The sequence below is a fragment of the uncultured Campylobacter sp. genome (assembly GCF_937890585.1).
Classification (GTDB): Bacteria; Campylobacterota; Campylobacteria; order Campylobacterales; family Campylobacteraceae; genus Campylobacter_A.
This window is the reverse complement of the sequence record NZ_CALACG010000025.1, coordinates 1-11,267: the sequence shown is the minus strand read 5'-3', so window position 1 is coordinate 11,267 and position 11,267 is coordinate 1. Positions and strand designations below refer to the sequence as shown.

The following is an 11,267-nucleotide window of genomic DNA, read 5'->3' as shown; positions in this document are numbered from 1 at the left end:
GTTTTGTCATGGTTTTCAAAGATGTTGTGCGAGATCGTAATAGCCGCACTATCTCTCGCACAGCCCAGTCATAAGTTTGCCACTTGGTAAGCTCTCCGCCTGCTAAATGCACATGGCTAAGATCCACAGTGTCCTTAAAATGGCAGTGATCTACCCAAATGTTTTTGCTTGACTCTATGCTAACGCCGTCATATTGCGCGTTGAAGCCGTCATTTTTTGTACATCTGGAAATGGATCAAAAGCATCTAGGATATTCATGTTGCGGATAGCGATATTTTGGACATTTTTTAGCAAAAGTGAGCCACCTTTTATGCCTGAGTTTTCGCCTAAGCCGATTGTCTTGGTATTGCTAGCTATCAGCACTTTTCTATTCGTTGGCTAAATTTTTGCGAAGCGCTGCTAACTTCGGATCTTGCGAACCATCTAAATTTGCACGGCACGAAGCGCCGTAAGCCTGCATAAACTGGGCATAAGAGCTAAACCAACCACCGCTAATCTCACTTATAAATTTATCCAGCCCCGAGCTACTGTCATTTTGCGGGATATTGCCTTCGCTAAGGTCTATGAGCCCATCCACATAGATGACGTAGCCGCCCATTTTGGCACACTTTACGAGCTCTTGTCTATCTTGGATAGTGACTTCTTTGCTCTCATTGCCAGTGTATCCGCCAAAATTTGCTCTGCTTTAATGCTAGCGTAGCCAAAAGGCAAGTCGCTTGCTTTTATCTCGCCCGCTTGTGTCTCAGCACCAAATGCAAATAACGCACTAATGGTGAGTAACAATATCTTTTTAAACATCTTTAGTCACCTAAATTTGGCTTTTTTCTTGATATTTTGTTATGAATTTCGTCGTTAAATTTAGTGCTATTTTTAGAAAGAAAAAATTTAAGCGAAAAATATCTCGCTTTTTAGACGAAGTAGGCATAGATAGGCGCTCAGAACGCTTTGCTCTCTAACGTAGTTGCGCTCACCTTTTAAAAGTAGCCTCTCAACCTCGATATTGCCATTTCTATCGCTAGCTGCGACGTAGACTGTTCCAACTGGCTTGCTAGCTGTGCCCCCACCTGGCCCTGCGATACCGCTAATGGCAAGCGCAAAGTCCGCATTTGTCGTGCTTAGAGTGCCTTTTACCATCGCTTTTACGCAAGGCTCGCTCACAGCTCCGTAAGTATCTAAAATTTCATCCTCAACGCCCAGCCACTCGTGTTTTATGTGATTTGCGTAGGTCACTAGCGAGCCATCAAAGCTAGCCGAGACGCCTCCATATCTTGCAAATTTAGCCGCCGCAAGCCCAGCCGTGCAAGACTCGGCAAATGAAATTTTAAGCCCCTTTTGCATGAGTCTATTTGCTACAAATTTGATCACATCTTTTTGCGGGATAAATTTTTGTGAAAATAGCGTTTTTACCCCTTGCAAAAAGCTCTCGATCTGGCCAAATTTATTACTTTTTGCTCTTACTAGTATCAAATTTGGCAGGATCTGCGCAAGGGTGATATCGACCTCGTAAGTTTTAGCAAGTGGCAGCATAAGGATCTTAGCGCTATCAGCGTCAATGTCTATTAGATGAAAGTAGCTAAAATCAGGCTCGTACTCGGTGAGAAACTCGCCTAGCTCTTCATTTGGATTAGCTTTTATGAGATTTATCTGAGCGTTATTTAGGCTGGCTAAAAAGCTATTTTTAGAGTAGTCTAAGCTATCTTTAAGCGCAAGGGTCGTGCTATCTTTTAGCTCGAGCGAGCCCCCTGTTAGCGTCGCCACGATCTTTGCGGCGATGGCAAAATTTTCATCTGAGCCAAAAATACTTACAAAGTCGTAATCTTTTGATAAATTTTCGATGATAAAAGGTAGCTCTTTGCTATTTTTTGGAGCAAAACTGACAACTCCAAGCTCGCCAAAATGATCCTCGTAGCTTTGAAAAATGTAGTTTAGAAATTCTCTATTTATCTCAAGATCTTCGCCTATTATCAAGATACTTTGTCTCATTTTTAAGCTCCTTTTTTTGCCTCATTATACTATTTTTCAGTGTGATTTAACCAGCACAGGTGTAAAATTAGCAAATTTTAAAATCAAGGTAAAAAATGGACTACAAAGAGACACTTTTACTCCCAGAGACAAATTTCCCGATGCGCGGAAATCTCCCACAAAATGAACCACAAAGACTAAAATCATGGTACGAAGACCGCAAGGTTTATGAAAAGATGAAGAAAAATCGCCAAAATGCGGTTAAAAACTTCAACATCCACGACGGCCCTCCGTATGCAAACGGCCACCTACACATCGGCCACGCGTTAAATAAAATTTTAAAAGATATCATCACAAAAACACACTATTTTTACGGCGAAAACGTCCGATACGTGCCAGGCTGGGACTGTCACGGCTTGCCGATCGAGCAGCAAGTCGAAGTAAAGCTTGGCGATAAGAAAAAAGAGTTTAGCAAGGTCGAGATCAGGGAGCTTTGCAGGCAGCACGCGAGAGAATTTATAGACATTCAAAGAAATGAATTTAAAAGCCTTGGCATCATCGGCGACTTTGAAAATCCATACATGACGATGAAATTTGAGTTTGAGGCTGACATCTACAAAGCGCTTTGTGAGATCGCTAAAAAGGGGCTTTTAGTAGAGAGAAGCAAGCCTGTTTATTGGAGCTGGGCAGCTAGATCGGCGCTAGCTGAAGCCGAGGTCGAGTACGAAGAGAAAGAGGACTATTCTATTTATGTAGCCTTTGAGCTTGATAGCGACGCGCTAGAAAAGCTTGGCGAAAAAGAGGCAAGCGCTGTCATCTGGACGACCACACCTTGGACGCTACCAGCAAATCAAGCTATTAGCCTAAATCCAGATGAAATTTACGTGCTAACGGCTGAAAATTTGATCTTTGCAAAGCCACTACTTGAAAGCGTAGTGCAAAGCGGCCTAAGCAAGGGCGAGATCAAAAAAGAGTTTAAGGCAAGCTTGCTTGAAAACACTCACGCGATAAATCCGCTAAACGGCAGAAAGTCGCGATTTTTACTAGGCGACCACGTCATGATGGACGGCGGCACCGGACTTGTTCATACAGCTCCAGGTCACGGCGAAGACGACTACTACGTATGTTTGAAGTATGGCTTTAGTGAAATTTTGATGCCAGTTGATGATGGTGGCTGCTACGATGAGAGCATAAAACATCACGGACTGTTTAGAAGTGACGTGGTAGATGAGTTTGTCGGTATGCACATCTTTAAAGCAAATGAGAAAATTTTAGAGCTACTTGGCAAAAGCTTACTTAGCGTCTCTAAATTTAGACACTCTTATCCATTTTGCTGGAGAACGCACAAGCCTGTCATTTATAGAGCGACAAAGCAGTGGTTTATAGCTATGGACGAGGCTAAACTAGGTGGCAAAACGCTTAGACAAACAGCGTTAAAAGAGCTTGAAAAGGTTAAATTCTACCCAAGCGTGGGCATAAAAAGAATAGGCTCGATGATAGAAAATCGCCCAGACTGGTGCATCTCTCGTCAGCGTGACTGGGGCGTGCCGATCGCGTTTTTCAGAGATAAAGCGACAAAAGAAGTTATATTTGATAGTGAAATTTTAGACCACATCGTGGCTATCTTTAAAGAAAAAGGCGCTGATGCGTGGTGGGCGCTAAGCATAGACGAGCTTTTACCAAAGGGCTCAAAATACAAAGCTGAAAATTTAGAAAAAGTGATGGATATCCTTGACGTTTGGTTTGATAGCGGCTCGACATGGCACGCGGTCTTACAAAGCGACAACTACGACGCTGGCAAATACCCTGCAAGCATGTATCTAGAGGGCTCAGACCAGCACAGAGGCTGGTTTCAAAGCTCGCTTCTAGTAAGCACAGCTATAAATTCTCACGCACCTTACGAGAGCATACTAACTCACGGCTTTACCGTCGATGCCAAGGGCGAGAAGATGAGTAAGAGTAAGGGCAATGTCATCGCTCCACAAGACGTGGCCAAGACTCACGGCGTCGAAATTTTGCGCCTTTGGGTTGGTATGAGTGATTATTCAAGCGACCTAAAAATAAGCGAAGATATATTAAAACAAATTAGCGAGCAATACCGCAAAATTCGTAACACTATACGCTTTTTACTAGCAAACGTAAATGACCTTGAGAGCCTAAATACGGAGTTTAACATCCTTGATAAATGGATACTAGCACGCGCTAAAAAGGTCTTTGACGATGCGAGCGCTTGCTTTAAAAACTACGACTTTTCAAAGGGCTTTAACATCCTTTTAAATTTCCTATCAGCCGATCTTAGCGGCGTTTATCTTGACGTTTGTAAAGATAGACTTTACTGCGACGCAAAAGACGCCCCAAGAAGAAGATCAGCTCAAAGTGCGATGGCGATCATCACAAAGGCACTTTTGCCACTCATCGCTCCAACGCTTACTTACACTGTTGATGAGGTGATGGACTACGCTCCAAATATCATCAAAGGCGAGGCAAAAGATGCGTTTGACCTAGTCTATGAGCCAATCAAATTTGACCTTAGCTTTGAAGATGAGCTGCTTTTTGCCAGCAGGGAGAAATTTAACGAGATCGTGGACGTTCTTAAAAAAGATAAAAAGATAAAATCAACTCTAGAGCTAAGCTTGGAGACCACAAATCACAACATCACAGGCTACGACGAGCGCGAAGTGGCTGATCTTTATATGGTAAGCTCAGTTAGGCCTTATGATGATAGCGAGCCATTAGCCGAGTTTGAGCTAGAGGGCGATAAATTTAAGATCATAGCAAGCAACCTTCACAAATGCCCAAGATGCTGGAAATTTAACGCTAGCAAAGAAGACGCGCTATGCCCAAGATGTGAAGAGGTTATAAGTGCTAATTGAGCCAGTAAGCGCAACTATCATAGTCGCAACGATCGCTGCGGTGGTCGTTGTTAGCTTGTTTGGCATATTTTTGGTTAATAAATTTAAAGGATAAAAATAGTGGTAACTTTAAAAGAAGCTTTGAAATTTTCAGCTGAAGAGATAAAAAATTTAAGAGCCGAGCTTGAGGCGAAGATCATAAAAGAAAAAGAGCTTGGCGCTTATGTCGAGCAGCTAGCAAATTTAGAGATCGCAAAACTAGGCGAGGGCGTGCCTATCGCTATAAAAGACAACATCCAAGTAAAAGGCTGGAACGTAACAAGTGCCTCAAAAATTTTACAAGGCTACGTAGCACCTTATAACGCAACTGTAATCGAGAAGCTACTTGGTAAAAATTTAGCTCCATTTGGCCGCACAAATATGGACGAATTTGCGATGGGAAGCACAACTGAGAGCTCATTTTACGGCAAAACACTAAACCCACTAAATCACGCTCATGTCCCAGGCGGCAGTAGCGGTGGCTCAGCAGCAGCAGTCGCAGCTGGTCTTGCAGTCGCAGCACTTGGTAGCGATACTGGTGGCTCGATCCGCCAGCCAGCGGCATTTTGCGGATGTGTGGGCTTTAAGCCAACTTACGGCAGAGTGAGCAGATACGGCCTTGGCGCATACTCAAGCAGCCTTGATCAGATAGGACCTATCGCTCAAAACGTAGAAGACGCAGCCATTTTATATGACGCGATAGCTGGACACGACCCAAAAGATAGTACGAGCGCAGATGTGCCATTTGTGAGCGTTAGCGACAAGATAGACGGCAACAAAAAGCTAAAAATTTGCGTTGTTAAAAACTACGTAGAAAATGCAAGTGAGCAGACAAAAGTCGCTTTAAATTTAGCCATCGAGAAGCTAAAATCACACGGCCACAGCGTAACTTACACAAATTTTGAAGACTCAAAATATGACGTCGCTGCCTACTACATCATCGCAACCGCAGAGGCAAGCGCAAATTTAAGCCGCTACGATGGCGTGAGATATGGCAGACGCGCAGATGCTAGAAATTTAAAAGAGCTATATATCAACTCGCGCTCAGAGGGCTTTGGCGAAGAGGTAAAAAGAAGAATTTTACTTGGTACATTTGTGCTAAGTAGCGGATACTACGATGCTTACTACATCAAAGCGCAAAAAGCAAGAGCGCACATAAAAGCTCAGTATGAGAAAATTTTAGAAGAAAATGACCTTATCTTCATGCCAGTTGCTCCAAGCACAGCTTATAAATTTGGAGCACACAGCGATCCGCTTCAAGCCTATCTAAGCGATATCTACACGATCAGCGTAAATTTAGCAGGCCTACCAGCTATCTCTGTGCCAGTTGGCAAAGATGATCAAAATTTAAACGTGAGCGCCCAGCTCATCGCAAAAGCGTGGGACGAACAGACCTTGATAAATGGTGCTAAGAGCCTAGAAAATTTAATAAAAGGATAAAAATATGAAGATAGTAAAGAGAGCTTTAACATTTGAGGATGTGCTTCTTGTGCCGCAATACTCTGAAATTTTGCCAAAGCAAGTTGATGTGAAAACCAGGATCAGCAAAAATGTCACGCTAAATATCCCGATCGTCTCTGCTGCGATGGATACGGTGACTGAGCATAGAACTGCTATAATGATGGCGAGGCTCGGCGGTATCGGCGTTATCCACAAAAATATGGACGTCGAAAGCCAAGCAAAAGAGGTCAAGCGTGTTAAAAAAAGCGAAAGTGGCGTCATCATCGATCCTATCTTTATAAATCCAGAAGCGACCGTGGCTGAAGCTCTAAGCCTTATGTCAGATCTTCATATTTCAGGCGTTCCAGTCATCGACAAAGACCGCAAACTAATAGGAATTTTAACAAACCGCGATTTGAGATTTGAGACAAATATGAGCGTTTTGGTAAAAGACCGCATGACAAAAGCACCGCTTATAACCGCACCAAAGGGCTGCACGCTTGATGATGCGGAGAAAATTTTCTCTCAAAATAGGGTTGAGAAGCTTCCTATCGTCGATAAAGACGGCAGACTTGACGGCCTTATCACCATAAAAGATCTAAAAAAACGCAAAGAGTATCCAAACGCGAACAAAGACGCCTACGGCAGACTCCGCGTAGCCGCAGCCATCGGCGTAGGTCAAATGGACAGAGTAAAAGCTCTAGCAGAAGCTGGCGTTGACGTCATCGTCATAGACTCCGCTCACGGTCACTCAAAAGGCGTACTAGATACACTAAGACAGGTTAAAGCAAATTTCAAAGTCGATGTCGTAGCTGGCAATATCGCAAACCCAGCAGCCGTAAAAGACCTAGCAGAAGCAGGAGCGGACGGCATAAAAGTAGGCATCGGACCAGGATCTATATGCACCACAAGGATCGTTGCTGGTGTTGGTGTGCCTCAAATTTCAGCTATTGATGACTGCGCAAGCGAAGCAGCGAAATATGGCATCCCAGTTATCGCAGATGGTGGTTTAAAATATTCAGGCGACGTGGCAAAAGCCCTTGCAGCAGGGGCAGCGTGCGTTATGGCAGGTAGCTTGCTAGCAGGTTGCGAGGAGAGTCCAGGCGAGCTTATAACATTCCAAGGTCGCCAGTACAAAGTATATCGCGGCATGGGCTCAATAGGCGCTATGACAAAGGGCAGCTCTGACCGCTACTTCCAAGAGGGCACCGCTCAAGACAAGCTTGTGCCTGAAGGTATCGAGGGCCGTGTGCCATTTGCTGGCAGTATAAAAGATGTGATACATCAGCTAATAGGTGGCCTAAGAAGCGCTATGGGCTATGTCGGCGCAAAAGATATCCCAACTCTTCAAGAAAGAGCCGAATTTGTCGAGATAACAAGCGCAGGACTAAAAGAGAGCCACGTCCACGACGTAGTTATCACACACGAGGCACCAAACTACAAAGTTAATTAGTGTTAGACCTGCAAACTAGAACTATTAAATTTAACGAGCCACTCTATCTTGAGAGTGGCCGTATGCTATCAAATTTTAAGCTTATTTACGAGACATACGGCACGCTAAATGCTGATAAAAGCAATGTTATCGTGATCTGCCACGCCCTAACTGGCTCACACCACGCTGCTGGCACCTACGCAGGCGATGAGAAAGCTGGCTGGTGGGACGGGCTAATAGGCAGCAAAAAGGCGGTCGATACCGATAAATTTTACGTTATCTGCGTAAATATCCTAGGCTCGTGCTTTGGCTCGACCTCGCCCTTAAGCGTGGATAGAAGTAGCGGCAAAGAGTATCGGCTAAATTTCCCTGTCCTTGCCATAAGCGATGTGGTAAAGGCGCAGATGAGGCTATTTAGCGAGCTTGGCATCACAAGAGCAAGGGCTGTCATCGGCGGTAGTCTTGGCGGTATGCAGGCACTTTGCTACGCTATCGAGTTTCCAGAGTTTGCCCAAGATATCATAATGCTAGCAAGCACCTATCAGACGAAGCCCTGGGCGATAGCGTTTAACAAGATCGCCATCGAAGCCATTTTAAATGATGAAAATTTCAAAAACGGCGAATATGACGTGGAATTTATAAGAAAAAACGGGCTAAAAGGCATGGCTTACGGCAGGATGGCAGGGCACATCAGCTTTTTAAGCCCTGATAGCATGGATAAAAAATTTGGACGAAACTACGTCGAAACCGACGGCCTTTACGATCTTTTTGGACATTTTCAGGTCGATCGCTACATGGAGTATAACGGCTACAACTTCCCGAAGAGGTTTGACCCACTAAGCTACCTATATATCGTAAAGATGATGAATATCTTTGACTGCACGAGGCACTATGACAACCTAAAAGACGCCCTTGCGCCGATCAAAGCAAATTTACACCTTATCGCTTTTAAAGGCGATCTGCTCTTTCCGCCAAGCTGCATGAGAGAAATTTATGACGCACTTTGCGAGATGGGCAGAGGCGCGAAGACAAATTTTGTAGAGATAGATAGCAACTACGGTCACGACGCCTTTTTGGTCGAGATAGAAAAATTTGATGGATATATAAAAAATATATTAAAAGGATAGAAAATGGAGCAAAAAGAGCAAAGTTTTGAAGAGAAATTAGCCCTTGCGGATAAAATTTTAAACGATCTAAACAAAGACGACGTGAGCTTAGAAAATAGCATAAAGCTGCACGAGCAGGGCAAAAAGCTCTTAAATGAAGCGAGAGAAATTTTAGAAAACGCAAAACTTAGCATAAAGCAGGTAGATGATGAGTAAAATTTGCGCCCTTCAGCTACCAACGCAGCCATTAAGCGAGGCGAGACTTGATTATTACCTTAAAATTTGCGCGGATGAAAACGCAAGGCTAGTTGTCCTTGGTGAATACGTGCTAAATAGCTTCTTTAAAGAGCTTGCTAGCATGCCAAAAAGCCTAATAAAAGAGCAGAGTGAGCGCAAAAAAGAGGCGCTATTTGCGATGGCAAAAAAATACGATCTAAATATCATCGCGCCTATCATAAATTTAAAAGGCAAGGAGATTTTTAAGAGCCTAGCTAAATTTAGCCCTACGCAAGTAAAGCTATATGACCAGCAAATTCTCATGCCATATGCGCACTGGAACGAGGCAAAATTTTTTAGCAACGCAAGCGAAGAGCTAAATTTACCTATCTTTACCTACGATAAATTTAAGGTTGGCGTCATGTTTGGCTTCGAGGCGCATTTTGACGTGTGCTGGGCGTATATGAGCGCTAAAAAGGTCGATATCGTGCTTGTGCCAACGGCTTGCACGTTTTTCTCACAGGCGCGCTGGGAGGAGCTTTTAAAGGTTAGAGCCTTTACAAACAACCTCTATGTGCTTCGCGTAAATCGCGTGGGAAGCCATAAGAGCGAGGACGAGCAGTGGAGTTTTTACGGCGACTCGATGCTTATTAGCCCATTTGGCGAGGTTAAGAATAGGCTTGGTAAAAATGAAGAGATGATGATCGATGAGCTTAGTAAAAAGGAGCTTAGAGAGGCTAGAAGCACCTGGGGCTTTATGCAGATAGAGGCGAAATTTAGGAAGTAGGAAGTGAAACGCTGCACCTGGGTGGAGAAGAGCGAATTTAGCAGGAGCTATCACGACTTTGAGTGGGGCAGGGCGGTCAAAGATGATAAGAAATTCTTTGAAATGCTCATTTTAGAGGGCTTTCAAGCAGGTCTTAGCTGGGACTATGTGCTACGAAAAAGAGCTGGACTTGCTCAAATTTTAGACGGCTTTGACGCAAAAAAGATCGCTAGCTACGATGAAGCAAAGCTCAAAGCCTATTAAGCGACGATAGAGCGATCAAAAACCGCCTTAAAATTTACTCTCTGCCAAAAAATGCCAAGGCTTTTTTAGAGCTTTGTGCCGAGTTTGGCTCGTTTTATAACTACATCTATAAATTTACAAATGGCAAGCGCGTGATAAACGACATAAAAAGCGCCAAAGACCTGCCAGCAAGCAGTGAGCTCTCGCCGTGTATCTCAAAAGATATGAAAATTAAATTTGTAGGTGCCCTCATCATCTACTCGTCTTTACAAGGTGTTGGCGTCACCTATGATCACGAAAATGAGTGCTTTTGTAAAGGTAAAATTTAAACTCACCACCACCTTCAATCTTAATACAAAATAAATAATTTTAAGTAATCTTTATCATAAATAATCTTATAATTTTAGTAATCACAATGGGTTTGAACTAAGGTGTAAATTTAAAATTTACAGGCTTTAGCGTAATACTAAAAAGGAGACGCTATGAGTAAAGTTTCAAGACGTGAGTTTATAAAATTTGGTGCTGTTTCGGCTCTTGCTGCAAGCGGAGTTTATGCGAGCGATATGCCAGTTTTCAGGGATAAAGATGTCAAATTTGACGAGGAGTGGGACGTTGTGGTTATTGGCAGCGGCTTTGCTGGCCTTGCAGCTGGTATCAAGGCAAATGAGCGCGGCAACAAGGTGCTTATCCTAGAAAAAATGGGACGCGTTGGCGGCAACTCTGTAATAAATGGCGGAATTTTTGCCGTGCCAAACAGCGAGCTTCAAAAGAAAAACGGAGTCAAAGACTCAAAAGAGCTTTTCATCTCAGACTGCGTCAAAGCTGGACTTGGGCTAAACCACGTGGAGCTTCTTGGCATCCTTGCTGATAGAGCGGTCGATACTTTTAACTTCACCGTAAAACACGGCGCAAAATACCTAGACAAGCTACTTCTAGAGGGCGGACACAGCGTGCCAAGGACTTACTACACTGAAAATACAAGCGGCTCTGGCATCGTTCAGCCTCTAGCTGAGACGTTTAAAAATTTACAAGACTGCGAGCTTAGAACAAGGTGCAAATTTGATGAGTTTGTGACTGATGAAAATGGCGCAGTAGTGGGCGTTGCGGTGCGAAATGAGTATAAATTTGATAAAGATTTGTTTAGCGATGACAAAGAGAACAAAAGCGGCGAGCGTAAATTTATAAAGGCTAAAAAAGGCGTCGTGCTAGCA

The 11,267-nt window shown here is 43.7% G+C and carries 11 protein-coding genes and 1 pseudogene; 8 read left to right on the top strand and 4 right to left on the bottom strand.

The window, feature by feature from the left end; all coding sequences use genetic code 11:
* Window positions 1–174 precede the first annotated feature (174 nt).
* From Q0296_RS00620 to Q0296_RS00605, 4 genes are all read right to left on the bottom strand, one after another.
* Window positions 175–363 (bottom strand): hypothetical protein, encoded by a 189-nt coding sequence (locus tag Q0296_RS00620; RefSeq protein WP_298035653.1) that lies wholly within the window; start codon window positions 361–363, stop codon window positions 175–177.
* Between the two features lie 4 nt (window positions 364–367).
* The gene (locus Q0296_RS00615; RefSeq protein WP_298035652.1) at window positions 368–598 is read right to left on the bottom strand and encodes a hypothetical protein; all 231 of its coding nucleotides are present in this window, start codon (window positions 596–598) and stop codon (window positions 368–370) included.
* An 11-nt stretch (window positions 599–609) separates the two neighbouring features.
* On the bottom strand, window positions 610–798 hold the full coding sequence (locus tag Q0296_RS00610; protein WP_298035651.1) for a hypothetical protein: 189 nt from the start codon (window positions 796–798) through the stop codon (window positions 610–612).
* Window positions 799–885: 87 nt separating this feature from the next.
* Window positions 886–1,983: a CinA family protein gene (locus Q0296_RS00605; protein WP_298035650.1), complete on the bottom strand. Its 1,098-nt coding sequence runs from the start codon at window positions 1,981–1,983 to the stop codon at window positions 886–888.
* A gap of 95 nt (window positions 1,984–2,078) precedes the next feature.
* Between Q0296_RS00605 and ileS the strand changes: the two genes are divergently transcribed.
* The 8 genes and pseudogenes from ileS to Q0296_RS00560 all read left to right on the top strand — a co-directional run.
* Complete coding sequence (gene ileS, locus Q0296_RS00600) at window positions 2,079–4,835, top strand: isoleucine--tRNA ligase (protein ID WP_298035649.1); 2,757 nt, start codon at window positions 2,079–2,081, stop codon at window positions 4,833–4,835.
* A 99-nt stretch (window positions 4,836–4,934) separates the two neighbouring features.
* Window positions 4,935–6,293, top strand: a complete 1,359-nt coding sequence (gatA, locus tag Q0296_RS00595; RefSeq protein WP_298035648.1) for an Asp-tRNA(Asn)/Glu-tRNA(Gln) amidotransferase subunit GatA — start codon at window positions 4,935–4,937, stop codon at window positions 6,291–6,293.
* A 4-nt stretch (window positions 6,294–6,297) separates the two neighbouring features.
* On the top strand, window positions 6,298–7,746 hold the full coding sequence (guaB, locus tag Q0296_RS00590) for an IMP dehydrogenase (RefSeq protein ID WP_298035647.1): 1,449 nt from the start codon (window positions 6,298–6,300) through the stop codon (window positions 7,744–7,746).
* Window positions 7,746–8,852, top strand: a complete 1,107-nt coding sequence (locus tag Q0296_RS00585; RefSeq protein WP_298035646.1) for a homoserine O-acetyltransferase — start codon at window positions 7,746–7,748, stop codon at window positions 8,850–8,852. Before guaB ends, Q0296_RS00585 begins: the two co-directional genes overlap by 1 nt.
* Window positions 8,853–8,855: 3 nt before the next feature.
* Window positions 8,856–9,047 carry an exodeoxyribonuclease VII small subunit gene (xseB, locus tag Q0296_RS00580; RefSeq protein WP_004317712.1) on the top strand — a complete coding sequence of 64 codons (192 nt, stop codon included), beginning with the start codon at window positions 8,856–8,858 and terminating at the stop codon, window positions 9,045–9,047.
* Complete coding sequence (locus Q0296_RS00575) at window positions 9,040–9,834, top strand: carbon-nitrogen hydrolase family protein (RefSeq protein WP_298035655.1); 795 nt, start codon at window positions 9,040–9,042, stop codon at window positions 9,832–9,834. The genes xseB and Q0296_RS00575 overlap by 8 nt, the downstream gene beginning before the upstream one ends.
* 3 nt (window positions 9,835–9,837) lie before the next feature.
* Window positions 9,838–10,385 (top strand): annotated as a pseudogene (locus tag Q0296_RS11510) (DNA-3-methyladenine glycosylase I).
* 153 nt (window positions 10,386–10,538) lie between these two features.
* A partial coding sequence (locus Q0296_RS00560) for an FAD-dependent oxidoreductase (RefSeq protein WP_298035644.1) occupies window positions 10,539–11,267 on the top strand: 729 nt, incomplete at its 3' end.